The sequence below is a fragment of the Campylobacter concisus genome, from assembly GCF_003048675.2.
GTDB classification, from domain to species: domain Bacteria; phylum Campylobacterota; class Campylobacteria; order Campylobacterales; family Campylobacteraceae; genus Campylobacter_A; species Campylobacter_A concisus_F.
In genome coordinates this window covers 1,570,510-1,591,973 of the sequence record NZ_CP060707.1, presented here as the reverse complement: position 1 = coordinate 1,591,973, position 21,464 = coordinate 1,570,510, and the positions used below count along the sequence as shown (strand labels likewise).

The window sequence follows — 21,464 nt, the reverse complement described above, 5'->3', positions numbered from 1 at the left end:
CCTTTATAAATTTTTACATTTTTCACAATAAAAATAATCGCTCTTAAAAGCTTCTAACTCACTTTCAAAAACTTCTTTTAAATCAATATTGCCATCAAAAAATTCAACCGTATCGCTAAGCTCATTTTCTCTGTCTTTATAGACACCATCACTTAAATTTAGCTCTACGTCTTGATCGATAGGTAGCATAAATTCATCACCACATCGATCACAAATATATTTTATCTCACCCTTTATAGTGCCTTGGCATTTTACCAAAAAAGGGTCTTTTCTTTTTAAAATTCCACTAAAAACTAGATCATTGTTTCTTACTAGCTCAAAGTTTATCTCTTTGTTTGCTATTTTAGAAAACGGAATAATCAAATTTTAGTCCAAAATTAGCAAATTTCTCTTGAAGCAAAGAAGAAATTTATCTCATTTACAGCGTTTTCTAGGCTGTCGCTTCCGTGAACTGCATTTGCGTCAATGCTATCAGCAAAATCAGCTCTAATAGTGCCAGGAGCTGCTTCTTTTGGGTTAGTTGCGCCCATTAGCTCGCGGTTTTTAGCAACTGCATTTTCGCCTTCTAAAACCATAACTACGACTGGTCCGCTTACCATAAAATCAACTAGATCGTTGAAGAAAGGTCTATCTTTATGAACTGCATAAAATGCTTTTGCATCGCATTTGCTAAGTTTAATTTTCTTTGCAGCTGCGATTCTTAAGCCGTTGCTTTCAAATCTATCTATAATCTTTCCAACAACATTTTTCTTAACAGCGTCAGGCTTAATAATAGAAAGTGTTCTTTGCATAAATTTTCCTTAAAATTTAGGTTATTTAAATGAAGTTGGCAATTATATCAAATAAAGCTTAAAAATAAAATAGGCTCAAATTTGAGCCTAAATTTTGTAAATTTATTGGATAACTGGAGTGCTGCCAGTACGAGCGTCAGCACCGATTTGATCACGTGAAGGTTGTCCTGCTACTACAGCATCCCAAACGATGCAGCCATCAGTTGGACAGGCAGATGCACAGGCTGGCTCATCGTTGTAGCCTACGCACTCAACGCATTTGTTTGAATAAACATAGTATGTATCTGCTCCAGTTGGGTTGTCGCTATCATCTACAATAGCTGAAACTGGGCACTCATCGATGCATGAACCACAGCTTATGCATATATCGGTTATTTTTACAGACATTTTTTCTCCTTAAATAAAATTTTGGCGTAGAATATCAAAAAAAACTGAAAATGATATAAATATACTCTTAAATTTTCATAGCACGCTTAATTTCTCTAAACTACTTTATAAAGTTTTTATCACTTTTAGACTAAATTTACAGATTAAAATTTTAAAAAAGGTCGTATAAATTTAATGAATGATACTATAAAAATAACTGGTGCAAGAGAGCACAATCTTAAAAATTTAAACCTTGAAATTCCTAAGAATAAATTAGTAGTTTTTACCGGTCTTAGCGGCAGTGGCAAGAGCACACTAGCCTTTGACACGCTCTATGCCGAGGGGCAAAGAAGGTACATGGAGAGTCTTAGCAGCTACGCTAGGCAGTTTTTAGACCGCGTGGGCAAGCCTGACGTCGATAAGATCGAGGGTTTAACGCCTGCTATCGCGATCGATCAAAAGACAACCTCTAAAAACCCTCGCTCAACGGTAGGCACGATCACTGAAATTTATGATTATCTAAGGCTTTTATATGCAAGAGTGGGCGTGCAGCACTGCCATAAATGCGGCAAACCTATCTCAAAAATGAGTGCGAGCGACATCATAAATGAAATTTCAAAGCTCCCGCTTGGCGCAAAAGTGATCATCTATGCACCGCTAGTTCGTGAGAAAAAGGGCACATGGGCAGACTTGATCGAAAATTTACGCCAAAAAGGCTTTGTAAGAGCGCAGATAGATGGCGTGGTGGTGAGGCTTGATGAGGAGATCGAGCTTGCAAAAACGAAAAAACATACGATAAAGGTCATCGTTGATAGGATCGCTATCGATGAGCAAAATCACGAACGCCTTGCAAGCGACGTGGAAAAGGCACTAAATGAGAGCTTTGGTGAGGTTGAGATAGAGATCGCAAATGCTGACGAGCTTGGCTTAAAAGAGAGTTTTATACATTACAGCGAGCATATGGCTTGTTTTGACTGCAAAATTTCATTTACTCCGCTTGAGCCGCTAAGCTTTAGCTTTAACTCGCCAAAGGGCGCTTGCGAGCACTGCGACGGACTTGGCATAAGATATAGCCTAGATATGAGTAAGATCATCGATGAGGAAAAGTCGATAGAAAATGGCGCTATCAAACTGCTTTACGGCTACAATATGAGCTATTACTATAAATTTTTACTTGCGTTTTGTGAGCAAAATGAGATCGATATCAAAAAGCCATATTATGAGCTTAGCGAAGATGAAAAAAGGCTCGTTTTATATGGTAACGTCAAGGATGTTGAGTTCTTTTGGAAGCGAAATAAACTACTTAGAAAATTTGATGGTGTGGTTAAAATTTCACACGGGCTTTTGAAGGATTACAAAGACTTTGACGAGTATATGAGTGAGAAAATTTGTGACGCTTGTAACGGCCACAGACTAAAGCCTCAAAGCTTAGCGGTCAAGGTCGCTGGCCTTGGGCTTGGTGAAATTTTAGATATGAGCATAGAAAACTGCACCGCTTTTTTCTCAAACGAGAAAAATTTTACCTATCTTAGCGACTACGACAAGGCGATCGCAAAGCCTATCTTAAAAGAGATCAACGAAAGGCTTTTCTTTTTATATGACGTGGGGCTTGGCTACTTGTCGCTTGGGCGTGATGCTAGGACGATCAGCGGTGGCGAGGCACAGCGTATAAGGATCGCGAGTCAGATAGGAAGTGGGCTAAGTGGCGTCATGTACGTGCTTGATGAGCCAAGTATTGGCCTGCACGAGCGAGATACGATAAAGCTCATAAAAACGCTTAGAAATTTGCAAGCTAAAGGCAACTCCGTGATCGTCGTCGAGCATGATAAAAAGACGATAGAGGAGGCTGACTATATCGTAGATATCGGCCCTGGAGCTGGTAAATTTGGCGGTAGCGTGGTCTTTGCAGGCACGGCAAAAGAGCTTTTAAGCTCAGACACTCAGACTGCACAATACATAAATGGTAAGAAAAAGATCGACTATCAAAAAAATAGAAAAGCTGAGAAGTGGCTTGAAATTTCAAATGTAAATATCAACAATATCTCAAATTTAACCGCTAAATTTCCGCTTAGAAATTTAGTTGGCATCACCGGCGTTTCAGGATCTGGTAAGAGCTCGCTAGTGCTTCAGACCTTGCTACCAGAGGCGCAGGAGCAGCTAAATAGAGCCAAAAAAGTGAAAAAGATAGCTGGGGTAAATTTAAGCGGACTTGAGAATTTGGACAAGGTTATATACCTCGATCAAAGCCCGATCGGTCGCACCCCACGCTCAAATCCAGCGACTTATACTGGCGTAATGGATGAGATAAGAAATTTATTTGCGCAGACCAAGGAAGCAAAGCTTAGAGGCTATAAAATAGGGCGCTTTAGCTTCAACGTCAAAGGTGGGCGCTGCGAGAAGTGTCAAGGCGAGGGCGAGATCACAATCGAGATGCACTTTTTGCCTGATATAAACGTGGTTTGTGACGTTTGTAATGGCGCTAGGTATAACGCTCAGACTTTGGAAATTTTATACAAAGGCAAAAATATCGCCGAGGTGCTAAATATGAGCATAGATGAGGCGGTTGAGTTTTTTAAGGCTGTGCCAAAGATCGCTTCAAAGCTCACCACGCTGCAAGACGTGGGGCTTGGCTACATCACGCTTGGACAAAATGCAGTCACACTTAGCGGCGGTGAGGCGCAGCGCGTAAAGCTAGCAAAAGAGCTTAGTAGAAGTGACACTGGAAATACGCTTTATATCCTTGATGAGCCAACGACGGGACTTCATTTTGCAGATGTTGATAGGCTGGTAAAGGTGCTAAATCACCTAGTTGATCTTGGAAATTCTGTTTTTGTGATCGAGCATAATATGGATGTCATCAAAAACTGCGACTACATCGTTGATATGGGGCCAGAAGGCGGCGCAAAAGGCGGTAAAGTGATAGCGTGCGGCAGCGTCAAAGAGGTAGCTAAAAACTACAAAAAAAGTGGCAGCTACACAGGGGAATTTCTAGCGCAAGAGCTTGAAGAGATGAAGAAAAAATAAGACCAGCTTTTATGCTAATATTATGAAAAAATTAAGGGATAAATTTTGAAAATATTGCTTTATAACGTGACAACTGCGCTAAAAATTGGCGGTGTTGAGACATTTTACTACTCAGTTGCAAAAGAGCTTATTAAAGAACACGAGGTGATCATTTGTACTGGTAGAGGTAAATTTATACCAGCATTTTTAAAAGACAGTAGCATTAACCTAAAGATGTTTGGCTTTTGCCCTAGGGAAAAAGTCATAAAAATAGGCAATAGATTTAGAAAATTTATTGAAAGAGTTAGTTTTTATTTTAATGCCAGAAAATTTTTAGAGTCTGAAAAATTTGATATTTTAGTTGTGCATAAACCATTTGATTTTTTTGTTGCATGGGCTTTAAAGAGGCATGATAAGAATTTAAAAGCAGTCTTTGTAAGCGGTGGCGAGGATTTTTATTTTTTTGATAAATTTTTTATCAAATTTATAGATAAGATCATTAGTGTTAGCGACGCAAATGCAGAGATTTTAAGAGAAAGATATGGTAGAGAGGTTAAAGTCGTTTATAATGGCGTAGATAAAGAGAAGTTTTATCCAGATGCATCACTAAAAGAGAAGACAAGAGAGAAATTTGGTGTAAAAAGTGATGAAATTTTGATAGGAAGCGTTGGTAGAGTAGTTGGCTGGAAAGGCTTTGGCATGATGGTAAAAAATATAGATAAGATCAAAAACGCTAAATTTATGCTGGTTGGCGATGGTGAAAATTTACAAAGTCTAAAAGAGCTAGCAGCTAAGCTTAACTTGGAGCAAAAGGTCATTTTTGTTGGCGCTATCGGGCATGATGAGCTAAATGAGTACTATAACGCTTGTGATGTTTATTTGCAACCAAGTATAGGGCATGAGGCTTTTGGCATAACTGTCATTGAGGCGTTAGCAGCCAATAAACCTTGTGTAGTTAGCATAAATGGCGGCATGAAAGAGATCATAAAAGACGGAGTAAATGGGTATAAATTTAAAATTTCTGATGAAAGTGACATGATAGAAAAGATAAATTTAACGCTAGAAAATATAGAAAATTTAAGACCAAGAGAGAGTATAAAAGGCATGTATGAGTGGTCAAAATTTGCACAGGAGCTAGTTGAGGTATGAAAGGATTTTTCCAAGAAAAGTTAAAAGCTACCAGATATTTAAATATAGCAATTTTAGTTTTTTTATCTTTGTTTCTAATAGGCCAGTATAACGAACACATAACCGCCATTAAAAATTTAGGCATATATTTAGCTCTATTTTTAACATTGATCCTTTTTACAGTTGATACTAAAAATGTTATGCAAAATATAAAGAACAATGCAAAGAACAATAAAGCTATTTTATTGCTATTTTTGCTTTTAAATTTATATGTTTTTGGCATATCATTTTTTCCTTATGATGCTACGCAAAACGCAGCACTTTCAGCGTTTAATGAATTTAAAAGAGCGTTTATATTTATTTTTATCGTTCTTCTTTGGCATGATGGTAGCTATAAAAACTCAAAATGGTTATTTTTTGCCATGGTTGCAGCACTTAGTATAGATAATATACATTTTTTTATAAAAGGGATAGAAGATGGCACTCTTTTAAATTTAAAAAATGAAAAAGACCAATGGGTGCAGCCTATAGATAGGTTTTATGCAGGCTTTTTTGATAGTTTATTTATTTTTTCTTTGGTCTCAATATTTTTTATCAAAAATAATTTTTACAAATTTTTTATCATAGTTTTTAACATTATTGTTAGTTTAATTTTTATTTTGCTTACAGGTGCTAGGGGCTCATGGCTTGCACTTACCCTAAGTTTGATGGTTCTGTTGGCTCTAACTTTTAAAAATGAAAAAATTAATCTTATAAATAAAAAATCCATGATATTCTGCCTATTTTTACTTGCCGCCTCTGTTTGCGTCTACTATAACTCTACGCTTTTACAATTAAAAGTTGCGCAAGGATTTTATACTTCTGGTAGAGGAGATATTTTAACAAAGAGGTTGCCGCTTCTTTTTGACTCTGATAGAGCTTATATAGGTATCGGCTTTGGCGGTAAACAATATGCTAAATTTTTAAATGACAAAAATGTTAACAATGATGACCTTGGTCCAACTGGTGTAGGCGCTGATGGAACTAAGTACCCGCATCATGACGAGCCAGTATTTATCGGTCAGTATTATCATTACGGTGTAGTAGGTACTGCTTTTTTTGTTGCACTTGTTTTTTATATGCTTTTTGTCTCATTTAAAAGGTATTTGTCAAACAACAAATTTTATATAGCAATATTTGGAAGCATACTTTGCTCTTATATATTTAGGGGGCTATTTGAGACCATGTACTTTACTCATCTTTATGTAATGCTTGGTCTTTTTATAGTGTTTTTGTACAAAAACAAGGAGTGATTTATGAAACTATTTTACATATATCCAGAACCAATTCCGCAAGGTAATGCAAGAGAGATAGCAATACTAAATACATTTTTTGAGTTTAGTAATATGTGTGATGCTAAGCTAGTCTTACCGCAGTCTCCTTTAAATTTAAATGAGGTAAATGAGAAATTTGCTTTAAAGCTAAAAGCTAGTGACATATTGTTTGTAAGAAAAAAGATCTTGTTTTTAAAAAGTAATAAAATTTTTAATTTTTTTCTAAAAAAGATAATAAATAACTACTTAAATAAAGATGCAATATTTTATACAAGACATTTGAAGATAGCTAAATTTTTACTAGAAAATAAAATGCCTGATCAAAAGGTTATATTTGAAGCGCATGAGTGTTTTACCTTGGGTAACAAAGCACTTTATGATATAGAAAAAGAGATACTACAAAATGCTGATTTTATCTTTTCGCACAATAGCAGTACGCTAAATGAACTTAGAAAATTTTTTGGCTTACAAATAGCAAATTCAGCGGTTGTTTATAATGGTTGCAAGCAAGATTATGATTTTAAGAAGAAAGATTTTGATTTTTCGAGTATAAACTATTATGGCTCATTCTTGTTATGGAAAGGTCTTGATTTGATGCTAGATTTTGCTTTAAAAACTGACATAAAGCTCGAACTTTATGGTAAAAATAGTGGAAATAGTTTTATAACTTTAAAAAACACTCTTAAAGAAAGAGAGATTGAAAATTTGGTATGTTTTAAAGGACTGTTGCCTCAAAATGAAGTTGTAAAAAGTCTTATTGAAAACAATACTATTTTGATAATACCTAGTGTAAAAAGTGATTATTCGCTTTATAGCACTCCATTAAAGCTTTTTGAATATATGGCAAATTCAAATGTCGTCTTAGCTCCAAATTTCCCACCAGTTGCTGAAATAGTAAAAGATGGCGAAAACGGTTTTTTGTATGAAGCAGGGGATGAAAAAAGTTTAGAAGAAAAATTTAACTACATAAAGACTTTAAGTAATGAAGAGCTAAACAAAATTTCAAAAAATGCCTATGAAAGTATGAGTGAAAATACTTGGAAAAATAGAGCTATAAAAATAATCAAAGAATTAGAAAAGATAAATTAAATTTTTGAGTAGATTTAAAAATAAAAAGGGGCGAACGCCCCTGGGATTATGCAGCTGGATAAACAGATACTTTTTTTCTGTTTTTATCAAGTCTTTCAAATTTTACAAAGCCATCGACTAATGCAAAAATAGTGTGATCTTTACCAAGACCTACGTTGTTTCCAGCGTGAGTTGCTGTTCCTCTTTGGCGGATGATTATATTGCCAGCACGAACAAACTCGCCACCAAATTTCTTAACACCTAATCGGCGTCCGATACTATCACGGTTATTTTGGGTTGAACCTTGACCTTTTTTGTGTGCCATATCTTATCTCCTTAAGCTGCGATACTTACGACTTTTACACGTGTAAATTGTCTTCTAAAGCCGCGTTTTAGTTTTGAGTCTTTACGTCTGCGTTTTTTGTAGATAACTACTTTTTTGTCTTTGCCTTCATTGACGACCTCAAGAACAACTTTTGCACCCTTAACAAATGGCGCACCTACCTTTACTTCGCCGTCGTTTACAGCTAAAACTTCTGTAATCTCAACGGTTGATTTAGCTTCAGCACTAAAGTGATCTAGCTTAAGGAACTCGCCCTCGCTAACACGATATTGCTTACCACCATGCTTAAATATAGCGTATTTTGACATACTCTACCTTTCTAAATTTGGTAAGACCAAAAAGCACTTTTTGCAAAAGATTTATGGAGCTTTGTTGGTTGTAAGGTGTGAATATTAGCTAAAAGTTTATAAATTCTACTTTAATGTCCCTGATCTTATGATCTCGTCGGCTAAATTTCTTATCATAGAGCTATGATCTAAGAAAAATGTTTTGTCGCTTGGCAAATGTGGCTGATATACCAGCGTTTTGGCTACTGGTGCACTTAAGATCACATTTATCAGTTCAAGCTCAGGCGGAAAAGTAAAATAGAGTTTTGGCTTAGGAATTTCATTTTGAAAGAGCCTTTGTGCGTAAAATTTACTGAAATTTTCATTTTTTGGTAGCTTTATCTCTTTAAAGAGTTCAAGCGGTAAAAAGTAGCGCGCTAGTGCGTGAAGTCCATGCGCAAAAATGTAGAGGCGTTTTTCAAATTTAGGCGCATCTGTCCTGCCAAAAGTGGAGCAAAATTTCTGCAAATGCTCGCTCATAGCGGCCGTATCTTTTTCGTGTATGGCAAGCACAAATTTAACAGCCTCTCTTTCGTTTGCTGGCTTTTTGGACTCTGCAAAGGCGTGAGCCTTTTCTAGAGCAGGATCAAGTAAATTTTCATCCTGCCAAAGCATCGCCGTGAGCAGATCATGCATAACGCATAGAAATTTATAGCCGTTTTTGCTAGGTGGCAAGCCTTTTGGAAATATCCTTGCCATACTATCTGTGTCGCCACAAGCGATAGCAAAAAATGCTGGGATTAGCTTCTCACACTGGTCATATCCGCCGCTACATCCTGGGAGTAAATTTAGCTTAGCGTATTGAAAGATGAGATCGTTTAGTGCCTCAGCGTCGCCCTCAGCTAGGCACTTATCAAGGCAAAAGTCGTAGCGTCTAGCTCTTGAAAAAGAGAGTAATCGTATGAGCTCACACAAAAAGTCGTAATCGTTTAAATTTTTCTCTTTTATCTCGGCGTAAATGCTTGCGTACTCGTCTAAAAGTAGCTCTTCATTGCTTTTTGGTGGTTTTTTGGCTTTAAAAATGTTAAATAATCCATCTAAAAATGACATTTTACCTCTCCTTATTTTTGCTAATTTTAGCCAAAAACGCCTAAAATGGCTTAGTTTTTTGGCTCACAAAAAGTTAAATTTAGCGGATATTTTAACCGCATTTTGGCTATAATCGCCCCAAATTTAAGCAACTCTAGGACAAAGATGGCAGGCGAAGATCAGGAAAAAACCGAAGAAGCGACCCCCAAAAAGATAGAAGACGCCAAAAAGGACGGCAACGTCCCCAAAAGTCAGGATCTATCTGGCTTTGTAACCCTAGTCATCGCCATTGGTGTGCTGCTTGCGATGCTAAATTTCATGAAAGATCAGGTCATCTCGCTTTACATCTACTACTCTAAATTTATCGGTCAGCCACTGACATTGCCAACGGTAAAAATGATCGTTGTAAATACCTTTGGCAGGGCTCTTTTGATGATCCTGCCAGTTTGCATCTGTGTCGCGGTTGCCGGCATAATCGCAAATGTAATGCAGTTTGGTTTTATATTTACCACAAAGCCTATAACGCCAAATTTTGGCAAGATAAATCCACTAAAAGGGCTAAAAAATTTATTTTCTATGAAAAAGGCGATCGAGAGCGTCAAAATCGTCGTTAAAGTAAGCATTGTCTTTGGTGTTGGATTTTACTTTTTCTTGCAGTTTATCAAAGAGCTTCCACACACGCTCTTTTTCTCTATGTTTGACCAGCTTGCGTGGCTAAAAGAGAAGCTCATCATTCTAGTTAGCGTCATGCTTTTTATACTTTTTGTGATCGGCCTTGCTGACCTGCTTATCGTGCGTTTTCAGTATTTTAAGGATCTTCGCATGAGCAAGCAAGAGATCAAGGACGAGTATAAGCAGATGGAGGGTGACCCACAGGTAAAAGGCAGGATCCGCCAAGCGCAAATGCGTGCAGCCAAACGACGAATGATGCAAAACATTCCACAAGCTGATGTCGTCATAACAAACCCAACTCACTATGCCGTGGCGATCAGATATGACAAAAGCCGTGACGAAGCGCCGATAATACTTGCTAAAGGGGTTGATTTCTTAGCGCTTCAGATAAAAAAGGTAGCGGTTGAAAACGGAGTGCAAATTTATGAAAATCCACCTCTTGCAAGGGAGCTTTATAGAGTTTGTGAGGTCGATGACACGATACCAGCACACCTTTTTAGGGCTGTGGCTGAAGTGCTAAGCTTTGTTTATATGAGTAATAAGCAGAAATTTCAAGATAAACTTTGATGAAGAAATTTCTTGCCACCAAAGGGCGGCAAGAAATTTATCTATTATAGATAGCCAAACGCAGTAGCGAAGATATAGCCAAATATACAAGAGACTATAACTCCGATAAGGCCTGGGAAGATGAAGCTGTGGTTGATAACAAATTTACCAATATGCGTTGTGCCACTTCTGTCAAACTGAATAGCCGCAAGGTCGCTTGGGTATGTTGGTAGGATGTAGTATCCATAGCAAGCTGGCGCAAAGGCTAGGATTACAGCAGGGTTAACGTCGATGTTTAGTGCTAATGGCACGAACGCAACCAAGGCTGCAGCTTGAGAGTTAACAAATTTAGAGATGATAAGTAGCATAACCGCATAGGTCCAAGGGTGCTCTTTTACGATGCCACCAAGGGCTTCTTTCATCATCGGAGTATGTACTGCAAACATAGTCTCAGCCATCCAAGAGATACCAAATACCGCAACAAGCGCGATCATGCCTGATCTAAAAATCTCGTTTTTACCGATCTTGCTAGCATCTGTTGGAGTAAATATCAAGATGATGGCACCTGTTAAAAGCATGAAAATTTGGATAACATGAACCATGCTTAGGCTCTTTGAAGAGGCTAGTTTGTTGCTTATGTTGATATAAGCGCCTTGAAATTCCTCTTTTGCACCTTTTTCATTTATATATGTTACTGCACCATCAGCTGTGCGAGTAAGAGTTTGATTTGCATCTTTGCCGATGATTTTAACTGATTGAGCTTTTTGGTTTGCATTTAGTTTGTCGTTTGAAACTTTTAACTCAGCAGCTTCTGTTTGGATGCTTGCGTCTTTTATCTTTAAGGTTTTTAAGACTTTTTGCTCAGTTGGAAGGTTTGCTACTATTTGAACGACTGTTGCGTCTTTGTAAGTAGTCCAGCTTGGGCGAAGATCTTTAAAGTATCCAAGAAGTGCGACTACAAGGATAGAGCCTAAAAATATCCACATTGCAGCCCATTGGTGCATTGGAAGTTTTTTGCCTAGAAGTGTTGCGCTATCGCCATAAACGTATTTTTTAAACTCAGGGTCTTGAAGTTTTGCTTGAAAGACTTCGTCTTTATCAAGGTCTTTGCCTCTAAACCAGCTAAAAATTCCTATCGCCAAAACGCCACAAAATGTCGATGGGATAGTGATCTTTAAAAGGTCTAAGTATCCATCAAAGCCAGCTAAGTGAGTTTTAGCGTTGATAAGAAAGCTAGTAAGGGTTACAACAGCAACTGAAACTGGGCTAGCGATGATACCCATTTGTGAAGCTATCGAGCTTGCAGCCATAGGACGCTCTGGGCGGATGCCGTTTTTGATAGCGATGTCATAAACGATAGGAAGCACGGTATAAACAACGTGTCCAGTTCCGCATAGAATAGTAAGTGTACATGTTACAAATGGAGCTAGGATACTTACATATTTTGGATTTTTTCTAAGTATGGTTTCTGCTATTTGAAGCATGACGTCAAGACCGCCACTAGCTTGAAGTGTAGCACTTGCCACAACGACAGCAAGGATGGTTAGCATAACATCGATAGCAGGCTTACCAGGCTCGATGTTAAATCCAAAAACTAGAACTATAAGACCGATACCGCCTAGCATACCAAGCGCTATACCGCCTTTTTTAGCTCCGTAAAACAAACAGATAAGGACGATGAGAAGCTGGATAGCAAACTGCACGCCTTCACTTAAATTCATGAGAAAATCCATGAAACCTCCTAAGTTAAATGTAAATTTAATGTTGATTATATCTCTTATGAATTGAGATTAAACTTATATTTTAAGATTAATTTGACAAAAGTGAGAGTTTTGCATTAGTTGAAAGCTTGTTGATGGGTCATCTTGGTCTAAATTTTTGTATCATCGCCACTCTTTCTAAATTTATAAATTTTACTTTGTATAAACTATAAAATCTAAATTTTTCATTCTTTGTTTTTAAAAATTATTAATATAAAAATTTAAGTTTTATTTTATATACTTGTAAAAAGTTGCGGGGCGCTATCATCTGTGTTAAAATCTACGAGATAAATTTAAAGGGATAAATTTGAGAGAAAAAACAAAAGAAGCGATACCTTTATCTATAAACAAAAGCAAATTTAGCCAAAATAAAAGAGTAATCTGGTCGGTGATAGGCATTATTATTTTGGCGATGGAAATTTATATTGCGATTTTTATTAAAGGTGGTTTTATAAGACATTATATTGGCGATGTGCTAGCTACTGCGATGCTTTATGCGTTTGGGCGAGTTATATTTAGGGTGGCTCCTATAAATTTAGCCATTTGCATCTTTGTCGTTTCGCTTTTTATAGAAGCCGCGCAATACCTCAAAATTCTTGAAATTTTAGGTGTGAAAAGCTCTACATTGCGGATAATTTTTGGTGGGACATTTGACTGGACGGACATTATTTGCTACTTAGCTGGCTGCATTTTAGCTTATTTGTTTGAAAATTTATCTATGCAAAAAAGCAAAGCTTGGTAAATTTATACCTATTTATATATGCCGCTTAAATTACAATAGAAAAATGGACTAGCTCATTTAAATTTAGATAGGCTAGCCAAAATTTGCTCTATTTTAGCTCGCCCCAGTTTTTGGCGATATTTAGCGATGTTTTAAGTGGCACATTTAACGTGTAAATTTCCTCCATCGTCTTTTGCGTCGCTCTGCCAAATTCCTGCGCAAACTCGTCTTTTACTTCAAAGATCAGCTCGTCATGTATCTGAAGCAACATTTTTGCGTTCTCATCTAAATTTGCTCTAACTTTTACCATCGCCATCTTGACAAGGTCTGCTGCGGAGCCTTGAAAGACCGTATTTACCGCTTCGCGCTCAAACATAGCTATTTGCATAGGTGTGGCACTTTTAAAGTCAAAGTAGCGCTTTCTACCAAGTAGTGTCTGCACAAAGCCGTCGTTTTTGGCTGAAATTTTTATGCTCTCTAAAAATTCTTTGATCGTCGCAAATGCCTTAAAATATCGCTCTATATACTCTTTTGCCTCGGCTCTTGTGATATTTACTTGATTTGCCAGCTTGCTTGAGCCCATGCCGTAAATGAGGCCAAAATTTATACTCTTTGCCACGGCTCTATTTTGTCCGTCGCTGCTACCAAATATGCTAATAGCCGTCCTTGCGTGGATATCATCGTCATTTTTAAACGCCTCAAGAAGCGCAGGATCACGGCTAAAGTGAGCTAGCAGTCTAAGCTCGATCTGGCTGTAGTCAAGCGCCACAAAGCTATATCCCTCGCGCGCCTCAAAGCACTCTCTGACATCCTTTGCGAGGCTGCCACGAGCTGGGATATTTTGTAAATTTGGATTTTTACTTGAAAGCCTGCCTGTGCTCGTGCCAGTTTGCAAAAAGCTCGTGTAAATTCGCGAGCCCTCGTCCTTTTTCGCAAGCGCTAAAAGTGGCTCGCAGTAGGTGCTTTGCAGTTTATATAGCTCTCTGTAAGCTAAAATTTTTTCTATCACTGGATGAGCGTCCGTAAGCTCAGCTAGCACGCTCTCATCGGTGCTATATCCTGTTTTTGTCTTCTTTTTGGTTGGAAGTTTTAGATGCTCAAAAAGTATAACACCAAGCTGTTTTACTGAGTTTATATTAAAATTTTCGCCGCTTAGCTCGTAAATTTCACTTGTTAGTGCCTTTAGTTTGGTGTCGTTTTCAAGGATGAGCTTTTGCATCTTAGCTTCGTTTATCTTGATGCCGTTTTGCTCCATGTCAAAGAGCGTAAGGATAAAAGGAAACTCGTGTGCGTCGGCAAGGGCTAGTAAATTTTTATCAAGCGTGTTTAAAAAAGTTTTATAAAATTTAAGCGTTATCCAAGCATCTTCGCTTGCGTATTTAGCGGCATTTTCTAGTGGCACATCGCCAAAAGTCTGCCCCTTTTTGACCACATCTTCAAATTTGATCGTGTCATAGTCATATAGCCTCTTTGCCAGCGCGTCCATGCCAACGCTCGAGTTTGGATCGCTAAGCCACGCAAGTATCATCGTGTCTTTGAAATTTGCGGGCGGGTTTAGCCCAAGGTTGTTTTTAACGATCTCAAAGTCATATTTTAAATTTTGTCCGATCACGCAGCCTTTATAAATTTGTCCTACCGCCCAAGTGGCAAATTTTAGGTCTATTTGCTTTGGCGCGCCAAGATAGTTGTGAGCTACTGGCACGTAGTAGGCGTCCTCGTCGTTAAAGCAAAAGCTAAAACCAACGATCTTTGCGCTCTTGCTATCAACGCCCGTGGTCTCAGTGTCAAAGGCGACGATGGTCTCTGGCGTGACGCTAGAGAGCAGTTTTTCGATGCTTGCCTCATCAAGTAGTAAATTTGCTCTAAAACCAAGCTTAAATTCAGCATTTTCTTCTTTTTGCAAGCTCTTAAGAAGCCTGTTTAGATCGTATTCTTTTAAAATTTCTGAGATATTTATCAAAGGATTTTGCTCTGGAAATTTGGACTGCTCTAGATCAAGCGAAGTGACCGCGTCATCAAAGAGCGTGGCTAGTTTTTTACTCAAAAACGCCTCGTCTCTTGCGGCTGCTAGCATATTTTTGGTGCGCTCGTTTCTAAGAAGGGCTAAATTTTCATAAATTCCCTCTAAGCTACCATACTCAGCCAAAAGCTTCTTAGCCCCCACTGCGCCGATGCCTTTGACGCCTGGGATGTTGTCTGAGCTATCTCCTGCGATGGCTAAAAAGTCCCTTACCTGAGCTGGATAAACTCCATACTTTTCAAAGCAGCTAGCGCTATCGTGGTCGATCTTGCTTTGCGGGCTGTAGATGCTCACTTTGCCGTCTTCTATGAGCTGGTAAAGGTCCTTATCATGCGTGACTATTCGCACAAATATATCTTTATCTTTGCAAATTTTAACCGCACTTGCGATGATATCATCGGCCTCGTAGCCCTCGCGGCTAAGGCTGTAAAGTCCCATTTTGTCTATCATATCTATACAAACTGGTAGCTGCTCTTTTAGCTGTGCTGGCGGCTCGCTTCTGTTTGCCTTGTATTCGCCCAAAATTTCGTGGCGCAGGGTCTTGCCCTTGCTATCAAGTGCGAAGATGAGGTAGTCGCTTTGGTACTCATCTTTTAGGCTCGCTATGAAATTTGCAAAGCCACTTATCATGCCACTTGGTTTGCCATCTCTGTTTTTAAGCCCGCTCATAGCGTAATAAAGCCTAAAAAAGAAGCCAAAAGTATCAATAATCGTAAGTGTTTTCATTCTCTATCCTTTTGCGCCATTTTATGAAATTTAGGCAAAAATTTGGCTGATTTTCTAAAATTATAAGATGCTAAAAACAAAGTGAAATTTTAAACGCAAAACAAATTTTAATCATTTAAAAGATATAATCTCGCCTAAAATTCAAACTAAATAATAGATAAATTTAAGGTAAAAAATGTTTATAGATAGCGTGAAATTAACCCTAAGCTCAGGCCATGGCGGTGCTGGTGCAGTAAGTTTTCGCCGCGAAAAGCACGTCATTTTAGGCGGCCCAGACGGCGGAGATGGCGGTGACGGCGGAGATGTCTATTTTGTCTGCGATAACAACACCCACACACTGGCAAACTACAAGGGCAAAAGGGCGATGAGAGCAAGCGACGGCGAGGCTGGCATGGGCAGACGCATGACTGGCAAAAAAGGGGAGAGCTTGGAGCTCATCGTGCCACCAGGAACGGCGGTCTATGACGCGCAGACAAATGAGCTTCTTTGCGACATGGTAAATGAGGGGCAAAGGACGCTATTTTTAAAAGGCGGCAAGGGCGGACTTGGAAATTTCCACTTTAAAAACTCTATCAACCAAGCCCCAGAGTACGCTCAAAAGGGCATGCCAGAAGAGAGCGTGGAGGTCAGACTCGAGCTAAAGCTGATAGCTGACGTAGGCCTTGTTGGCTTTCCAAATGTTGGCAAATCAACCCTCATTTCAGCCGTCTCAAACGCCAAACCACAGATCGCAAACTACGAATTTACCACCCTTACGCCAAAGCTCGGACTTGTCGAGGTAGATGAGTTTAGCGGCTTTGTTATGGCTGATATCCCTGGCATCATCGAGGGAGCGAGCGACGGACGCGGTCTTGGCGTGCAGTTTTTAAAGCACATCGAGAGAAATAAAATCTTGCTTTTTATGATAGATAGTGCGAACTACAGAAGCATGAGCGAGCAGTTTAGCGTGCTAAAAGAAGAGGTGGCTAAATTTTCAAGTGTGCTTGCTAGCAGGGACTATGCTATCGCGATCACCAGAGTCGATGCGGCTGAAAATTTAGATGAAAATATAAGAGAATTTATGAAAAGCATAAATTTAGAGCCAAATCAAGTTGGTAAATTTGTCTATAAGCAAGATATTTACAGCTTTGACGCGAAAAAACCATACTTTGTTTTGCCAATCTCATCAGCGACAAATGAGAACATCGATGAGCTTAAATTTGCACTGCTTGAGCTACTAAAAAAGGAGCTTTGAGTTGCGAATTTTTGGCAATTTGAGCATAGAAATTTAAGAATATAAAATGAAGAAAATTTTTTGCATTATGCTATTTTGTCTTGGTGCATATAGCTGCGAGCCGGCCGATCCAGCATATATGTTTTTAGATTTTAATGACATAGATCGTGACGGCACGCTAAATTTAGATGAGTGGAAGGCATGTAAAACGCCCGAGATGCTAAAAATAGCACCAGATCTATGCACTAGTGAGGAATTTAAGAGGCTTAGTCACAACGGCAAAATTAGCATTGATGAGCTAAGAGGGTTAGTCTTTCAAAAGATTAGTTGGCAAAAATATCCATGCGCCTCTTGGCCGCCAAGCAGGCAAAAGGCAGATCAAAATAAAAGTCGTTGAAATTTAAAGGAAAGTGATGAATGTAGTTTTTATGGGGACGCCTGATTATGCTGTTAGGATACTTAGGCACCTAAAAGAAGCTGGCTTTAATATAAAAGCGGTCTTTACCCAGCCTGATAAGCCAGTTGGCAGAAAGCAAATTTTAACCCCAAGCGAGGTCAAAATTTACGCGCAAAATGAGCTAGTAGGCGTGCCAGTCTTTACACCAAATACGCTAAAAGATGAGGCGGTGGTTAGTGAGCTAAAGGCATTTGAGCCTAAATTTATAGTAGTGGCAGCGTATGGTAAAATTTTACCCCAAAGCGTTTTAGATGTGGCAACTTGTATAAATTTACACGCCTCGATCTTGCCAAAATATAGAGGTGCAAGCCCCATTCAAAGCGCGATCCTAGCAGGCGAGAAGCAAACCGGCGTCACAGCTATGCTAATGGACGCTGGGCTTGACACTGGTGATATGCTAGACTTCATCTACACGCCTTGCGAGAGTAAGATGTCAAGCGAGCTTTTTAGTGAGCTAGGTGAGCTTGGCGGTGAGCTAATCGTAAAAGTGCTTAAGAATTTTGAAAATTTAAAGCCACAAAAGCAAGACGAGAGCAAGGCCACGCACTGCAAAAAGATAAGCAAGAGCGACGGACTTTTTAGCTTTGATGAAGAGGCGGGACAAATTTATAATAAATTTCGTGCGCTCACACCTTGGCCAGGGCTTTATCTGGCAAGCGGGCTAAAAATTTTATCGCTTGAGCTAAGCGAAAGAAGTGGCAAAAACGGAGAAATTTTAAGCGTAGAAAAAGACCACGTTGTGGTTGCTTGCAAGGGTGGGGCGGTCAAAATTTACGAGCTACAAGAGCCAAGCAAAAAGCCAACAAACGCAAAAGCATATATAAATGGTAGGCGCCTTAGCGTTGGCGATGAATTAAAATAAATTTAAAGGAGCGGTTATGAAAAATGCGCTAAGTATAGCAGGAGTTGATCCAAGTGGCGGAGCTGGAGTTTTAGCTGATATAAAGGTCTTTATAGCACACGGTGTATATGCGATGGGAGCGATCACAGCGGTCACTGCTCAAAATACAAAGGGCATATTTGGCATGCAGCTAGTTGAGCCAAAGCTCATCGAGGATCAGATAAGAGCGATATTTGATGATATAAGAGTTGATGTGATAAAAATAGGCGTTGTCCCAAGCGTTGAGATCATCAAAAGCGTCGCAAAAACGCTAAGAGAGATCAAAAAATTACCGCCAGTCGTGCTTGACCCAGTCATGAGCTGTAAAAATGGCGACATCTGGCTAGAGGGCACTGCAAAAGACGCGATCGTGGAGGAGCTTTTTCCACTTGCAAGCGTGATCACGCCAAATATCTTTGAAGCGCGCGAAATTTTAAAGCGTGAGCTAAAGGGCGAGAGTGAGCTTAAAGAGGCTTGCAAGGAGCTTTTGAAATTTGGCACAAAGAGCGTCTATCTAAAGTGTGGCGAGATAGAAGGCAAGTCGCTTGATATATTTTATGATGGCAAAGAGTATGAAATTTTTAGCGATGAGCGCATAAAGACGACTGCGACACACGGCTCAGGCTGCTCGCTATCAAGCGCGATCGCTTCAAATTTAGCAAATGGCCATAGTTTAAAAGAAAGCGTGAAAAACGCACATGATTATATCTTTAACGCTATCAAAAACGCGGTCATCATTGGCGGCGGACAAAATCCAGTAAATCACTTCTATAAATTTAAGGTGTGATTTGCAAGTAGAGTTTTTTCAAAGTCTGCCTTCGACGCAGGAATTTTTGATAGACGCTATAAAAAACGGCGAGATAAAGCCCCCGCACATGGTCGTAGCGCACAATCAAACCAAGGGGGTCGGCAGCCGTGGCAACAGCTGGGAGGGACTTGGTGGAAATTTATTTATGTCATTTTGCGTAAGCGAAGATGAGCTTCCAAGCGACATACCTCCGCCCTCGATCTCGATATATTTTTCTATGCTGATGCGTGAAGTCTTGAGCGAACTTGGCTCAAAGTGCTGGCTAAAATGGCCAAATGATTTTTACGTAGATGATCGCAAGATAGGCGGCACTTTGACAAATAAAGTGGATGAAATTTACATTTGCGGCATGGGGATAAATTTAGCTAGCGCGCCCGAAAATGCGGGCATTTTAGACATAAAAGCTAGTGTAGATGAGCTAGTTTGGGGCTTTGTTAGCATGCTTGATAAAAAGATTTTATGGAAGCCAATTTTTAGCAAATTTAGGATAGACTTTTGCAAGTCAAAAAGTTTTATTACGCATATTGCAAATAGAGCTGTTTCGCTTCAGGATGCTGAAATTTGCGAGGATGGAGCGATATTATTAAATGGGGAAAAGGTATATTCTTTAAGATGAGCGAGATAATAACAATAGCTAACCAAAAAGGCGGCGTTGGCAAGACCACAACGGCCGTAAATTTAGCCGCATCACTGGCGGTTGCTGAGAAAAAAGTATTATTAATAGACATCGATCCACAGGCAAATGCGACGACAGGACTTGGTTTTAGCAGAAGCGACTACGAGTTTAACATCTATCATGTCTTAACAGATAGAAAAAAGCTCTCACAAATCGTACTAAAAACTGAGATCCCAACGCTTTTTTTAGCTCCGTCAAACATCGGACTTGTCGGCATCGAGCAAGAATTTAACGACCAAAGCAAGGACTATAAACTAATCCTTAAAAACAAAATTTCAGAAGTTGTGGGCGACTATGATTTTATCATCATCGATAGTCCTCCAGCACTTGGCAGCATCACGATAAATGCTCTTAGTGCAAGCGATAGTGTGATCATCCCGATCCAGTGCGAATTTTACGCACTTGAGGGTTTGGCGCAGATTCTAAACACTGTAAAGATCATCAAAAAAACGATAAATCCAAAGCTAAATATAAAGGGCTTTTTGCCAACTATGTTTAGCTCGCAAAACAATCTCTCAAAAGAGACCATTGCAAATTTAAAGCAGCATTTTGAAAATAAGCTCTTCAAGAGCAAGGACGGCAAAGAGGAATTTGTAGTCGTTCCAAGAAACGTAAAACTTGCTGAAAGCCCAAGTTTTGGCAAGCCGGTGATACTTTATGATATAAAATCACCAGGCTCGATCGCGTATCAAAATTTGGCATATTGTATTTTAAACTAAAAAATAAGGAAAAAAATGGCGAAAAAAGGTGGATTGGGGCGCGGACTTAGTGCGATACTTGAAGATGTAGAGCAGGCCTACAGCAAAGAGATCGCAAATTTAAACGACTCTGAGATAGTCGAAGAGATAAATATAGATGAAATTTTACCAAACCCATACCAACCAAGAACGCATTTTGACGAAGAGGCCTTAAAAGAGCTAAGTGCTAGCATCAAAAGGCACGGACTAATACAACCAATAATCGTCATCAAAAAAGATGACGGCTATATGTTAATAGCTGGTGAGCGAAGATACCGCGCTACAAAGATGCTTGGAGCAAGTAAGATAAAGGCGATCATTGCTGATATCAAGTCGCAAAATTTAAGAGAGCTTGCGCTTATCGAAAACATACAACGTGAAAATTTAAATCCAATCGAACTTGCAAAGTCATATAAAGAGCTCATAAACGAGTATAAGATCACACAAGACGGCTTAGCAAATATCATCCACAAGAGCAGAACTCAGATAACAAATACGATGAGACTTTTGCTACTTAGCGACTACACGCAAAAACTTTTGCAAGAAGATAAGCTCACGCAAGGCCACGCTAAAGTCATCGTAGGACTTAGTAGCGAAGAAGAAAGAATGGTTGTTGATACGATCATCGGGCAAAAACTAAGTGTTAGAGATACAGAAATTTTAGTAAAAAAGATAAAAAATAAAGAAGAAGTAAAAGAGCCAAAGCCTCAAATTTCAGAAGAAATGAGCAAAAAGTTATCAAATTTACAAGAAATTTTTAAAAATTTAAAGATAAAGACGAAGGTAAAATCTAAAAATTTAATATTAGAATTTAGCGATATTTCGCAGGTAGAAGAATTTATCGCTAAGCTAAAATAGAATTACAAATTTATTTTTATTTT

21 protein-coding genes are annotated in these 21,464 nt (G+C 38.9%); 13 read left to right on the top strand and 8 right to left on the bottom strand.

Translation table 11 applies throughout. From position 1 onward, the window contains the following. Positions 1–3 precede the first annotated feature (3 nt). From CVT00_RS07980 to CVT00_RS07970, 3 genes are all read right to left on the bottom strand, one after another. Positions 4–363 carry a hypothetical protein gene (locus tag CVT00_RS07980; RefSeq protein WP_002942543.1) on the bottom strand — a complete coding sequence of 120 codons (360 nt, stop codon included), beginning with the start codon at positions 361–363 and terminating at the stop codon, positions 4–6. Between the two features lie 14 nt (positions 364–377). Next, complete coding sequence (gene ndk, locus CVT00_RS07975) at positions 378–791, bottom strand: nucleoside-diphosphate kinase (RefSeq protein ID WP_002942517.1); 414 nt, start codon at positions 789–791, stop codon at positions 378–380. 102 nt (positions 792–893) lie between these two features. Beyond that, entirely contained in the window at positions 894–1,178 is a 285-nt protein-coding gene (locus CVT00_RS07970; RefSeq protein WP_002942606.1) for an NADH-quinone oxidoreductase subunit I, read from the bottom strand. A gap of 174 nt (positions 1,179–1,352) precedes the next feature. Between CVT00_RS07970 and uvrA the strand changes: the two genes are divergently transcribed. Genes uvrA through CVT00_RS07950 form a run of 4 tightly spaced genes read left to right on the top strand, consistent with a single transcriptional unit; the run spans position 1,353 to position 7,690 of the window. After that, entirely contained in the window at positions 1,353–4,181 is a 2,829-nt protein-coding gene (gene uvrA, locus CVT00_RS07965) for an excinuclease ABC subunit UvrA (protein ID WP_107914700.1), read from the top strand. A 45-nt stretch (positions 4,182–4,226) separates the two neighbouring features. Beyond that, positions 4,227–5,309: a glycosyltransferase family 4 protein gene (locus tag CVT00_RS07960; protein WP_107914698.1), complete on the top strand. Its 1,083-nt coding sequence runs from the start codon at positions 4,227–4,229 to the stop codon at positions 5,307–5,309. Further along, positions 5,306–6,580, top strand: a complete 1,275-nt coding sequence (locus tag CVT00_RS07955) for an O-antigen ligase family protein (RefSeq protein ID WP_103558870.1) — start codon at positions 5,306–5,308, stop codon at positions 6,578–6,580. The genes CVT00_RS07960 and CVT00_RS07955 overlap by 4 nt, the downstream gene beginning before the upstream one ends. A gap of 3 nt (positions 6,581–6,583) precedes the next feature. Next, positions 6,584–7,690 (top strand): glycosyltransferase, encoded by a 1,107-nt coding sequence (locus CVT00_RS07950; protein ID WP_103558869.1) that lies wholly within the window; start codon positions 6,584–6,586, stop codon positions 7,688–7,690. 46 nt (positions 7,691–7,736) lie between these two features. Here the strand turns inward: CVT00_RS07950 and rpmA are convergent, their stop codons facing one another. The 3 genes from rpmA to CVT00_RS07935 form a co-directional block, all read right to left on the bottom strand. Then, positions 7,737–7,994 (bottom strand): 50S ribosomal protein L27, encoded by a 258-nt coding sequence (rpmA, locus tag CVT00_RS07945; RefSeq protein ID WP_002942569.1) that lies wholly within the window; start codon positions 7,992–7,994, stop codon positions 7,737–7,739. Between the two features lie 11 nt (positions 7,995–8,005). Then, positions 8,006–8,320, bottom strand: coding sequence for a 50S ribosomal protein L21 (gene rplU, locus CVT00_RS07940; protein WP_002942523.1), 315 nt, complete (start codon positions 8,318–8,320; stop codon positions 8,006–8,008). A gap of 105 nt (positions 8,321–8,425) precedes the next feature. Continuing rightward, on the bottom strand, positions 8,426–9,388 hold the full coding sequence (locus CVT00_RS07935) for a hypothetical protein (protein ID WP_103558868.1): 963 nt from the start codon (positions 9,386–9,388) through the stop codon (positions 8,426–8,428). A 144-nt stretch (positions 9,389–9,532) separates the two neighbouring features. Between CVT00_RS07935 and flhB the strand changes: the two genes are divergently transcribed. Then, the gene (flhB, locus tag CVT00_RS07930) at positions 9,533–10,606 is read left to right on the top strand and encodes a flagellar biosynthesis protein FlhB (RefSeq protein WP_002942594.1); all 1,074 of its coding nucleotides are present in this window, start codon (positions 9,533–9,535) and stop codon (positions 10,604–10,606) included. 44 nt (positions 10,607–10,650) lie between these two features. Here flhB and CVT00_RS07925 read toward each other — a convergent pair whose 3' ends face one another. Next, a complete protein-coding gene (locus CVT00_RS07925) occupies positions 10,651–12,318 on the bottom strand; it encodes an anaerobic C4-dicarboxylate transporter (RefSeq protein WP_103558867.1) in 1,668 nt (555 codons plus the stop codon). Positions 12,319–12,652: 334 nt separating this feature from the next. Here CVT00_RS07925 and CVT00_RS07920 point away from each other — a divergent pair, with 334 nt between their 5' ends. Then, positions 12,653–13,087 (top strand): DUF2809 domain-containing protein, encoded by a 435-nt coding sequence (locus CVT00_RS07920; protein WP_230853740.1) that lies wholly within the window; start codon positions 12,653–12,655, stop codon positions 13,085–13,087. 88 nt (positions 13,088–13,175) lie between these two features. Here the strand turns inward: CVT00_RS07920 and polA are convergent, their stop codons facing one another. Further along, positions 13,176–15,812 (bottom strand): DNA polymerase I, encoded by a 2,637-nt coding sequence (gene polA / locus CVT00_RS07915; RefSeq protein ID WP_107914696.1) that lies wholly within the window; start codon positions 15,810–15,812, stop codon positions 13,176–13,178. Positions 15,813–15,987: 175 nt separating this feature from the next. Here polA and obgE point away from each other — a divergent pair, with 175 nt between their 5' ends. From obgE to CVT00_RS07880, 7 genes are read left to right on the top strand one after another with little or no spacing between them, the layout of a single operon-like run. Beyond that, positions 15,988–17,046, top strand: coding sequence for a GTPase ObgE (gene obgE / locus CVT00_RS07910; protein WP_107914694.1), 1,059 nt, complete (start codon positions 15,988–15,990; stop codon positions 17,044–17,046). Positions 17,047–17,092: 46 nt separating this feature from the next. After that, positions 17,093–17,422 carry a GDP-mannose dehydrogenase gene (locus CVT00_RS07905; protein WP_107914691.1) on the top strand — a complete coding sequence of 110 codons (330 nt, stop codon included), beginning with the start codon at positions 17,093–17,095 and terminating at the stop codon, positions 17,420–17,422. Positions 17,423–17,438: 16 nt separating this feature from the next. Beyond that, positions 17,439–18,344 carry a methionyl-tRNA formyltransferase gene (gene fmt / locus CVT00_RS07900; protein ID WP_107914689.1) on the top strand — a complete coding sequence of 302 codons (906 nt, stop codon included), beginning with the start codon at positions 17,439–17,441 and terminating at the stop codon, positions 18,342–18,344. 16 nt (positions 18,345–18,360) lie between these two features. Then, positions 18,361–19,149: a bifunctional hydroxymethylpyrimidine kinase/phosphomethylpyrimidine kinase gene (gene thiD / locus CVT00_RS07895; RefSeq protein ID WP_103614763.1), complete on the top strand. Its 789-nt coding sequence runs from the start codon at positions 18,361–18,363 to the stop codon at positions 19,147–19,149. A gap of 1 nt (position 19,150) precedes the next feature. Beyond that, positions 19,151–19,786 (top strand): biotin--[acetyl-CoA-carboxylase] ligase, encoded by a 636-nt coding sequence (locus tag CVT00_RS07890; RefSeq protein ID WP_107914687.1) that lies wholly within the window; start codon positions 19,151–19,153, stop codon positions 19,784–19,786. Then, positions 19,783–20,565 (top strand): ParA family protein, encoded by a 783-nt coding sequence (locus CVT00_RS07885; protein WP_103558861.1) that lies wholly within the window; start codon positions 19,783–19,785, stop codon positions 20,563–20,565. The genes CVT00_RS07890 and CVT00_RS07885 overlap by 4 nt, the downstream gene beginning before the upstream one ends. A 15-nt stretch (positions 20,566–20,580) precedes the next feature. Continuing rightward, entirely contained in the window at positions 20,581–21,441 is an 861-nt protein-coding gene (locus tag CVT00_RS07880) for a ParB/RepB/Spo0J family partition protein (RefSeq protein WP_103558860.1), read from the top strand. Positions 21,442–21,464 lie beyond the last annotated feature (23 nt).

What these genes read in the sequence shown, in the direction of transcription:
- CVT00_RS07950 (WP_103558869.1), top strand. Translation starts at nt 6,584, where the DNA reads ATGAAACTATTTTACATATATCCAGAACCAATTCCGCAAGGTAATGCA.
- flhB (WP_002942594.1), top strand. Translation starts at nt 9,533, where the DNA reads ATGGCAGGCGAAGATCAGGAAAAAACCGAAGAAGCGACCCCCAAAAAG.
- CVT00_RS07885 (WP_103558861.1), top strand. Translation starts at nt 19,783, where the DNA reads ATGAGCGAGATAATAACAATAGCTAACCAAAAAGGCGGCGTTGGCAAG.
- CVT00_RS07955 (WP_103558870.1), top strand. Translation starts at nt 5,306, where the DNA reads ATGAAAGGATTTTTCCAAGAAAAGTTAAAAGCTACCAGATATTTAAAT.
- CVT00_RS07880 (WP_103558860.1), top strand. Translation starts at nt 20,581, where the DNA reads ATGGCGAAAAAAGGTGGATTGGGGCGCGGACTTAGTGCGATACTTGAA.
- CVT00_RS07970 (WP_002942606.1), bottom strand. Translation starts at nt 1,178, where the DNA reads ATGTCTGTAAAAATAACCGATATATGCATAAGCTGTGGTTCATGCATC.
- rpmA (WP_002942569.1), bottom strand. Translation starts at nt 7,994, where the DNA reads ATGGCACACAAAAAAGGTCAAGGTTCAACCCAAAATAACCGTGATAGT.
- thiD (WP_103614763.1), top strand. Translation starts at nt 18,361, where the DNA reads ATGAAAAATGCGCTAAGTATAGCAGGAGTTGATCCAAGTGGCGGAGCT.
- obgE (WP_107914694.1), top strand. Translation starts at nt 15,988, where the DNA reads ATGTTTATAGATAGCGTGAAATTAACCCTAAGCTCAGGCCATGGCGGT.
- uvrA (WP_107914700.1), top strand. Translation starts at nt 1,353, where the DNA reads ATGAATGATACTATAAAAATAACTGGTGCAAGAGAGCACAATCTTAAA.
- CVT00_RS07905 (WP_107914691.1), top strand. Translation starts at nt 17,093, where the DNA reads ATGAAGAAAATTTTTTGCATTATGCTATTTTGTCTTGGTGCATATAGC.
- CVT00_RS07935 (WP_103558868.1), bottom strand. Translation starts at nt 9,388, where the DNA reads ATGTCATTTTTAGATGGATTATTTAACATTTTTAAAGCCAAAAAACCA.
- polA (WP_107914696.1), bottom strand. Translation starts at nt 15,812, where the DNA reads ATGAAAACACTTACGATTATTGATACTTTTGGCTTCTTTTTTAGGCTT.
- ndk (WP_002942517.1), bottom strand. Translation starts at nt 791, where the DNA reads ATGCAAAGAACACTTTCTATTATTAAGCCTGACGCTGTTAAGAAAAAT.
- rplU (WP_002942523.1), bottom strand. Translation starts at nt 8,320, where the DNA reads ATGTCAAAATACGCTATATTTAAGCATGGTGGTAAGCAATATCGTGTT.
- fmt (WP_107914689.1), top strand. Translation starts at nt 17,439, where the DNA reads ATGAATGTAGTTTTTATGGGGACGCCTGATTATGCTGTTAGGATACTT.
- CVT00_RS07925 (WP_103558867.1), bottom strand. Translation starts at nt 12,318, where the DNA reads ATGGATTTTCTCATGAATTTAAGTGAAGGCGTGCAGTTTGCTATCCAG.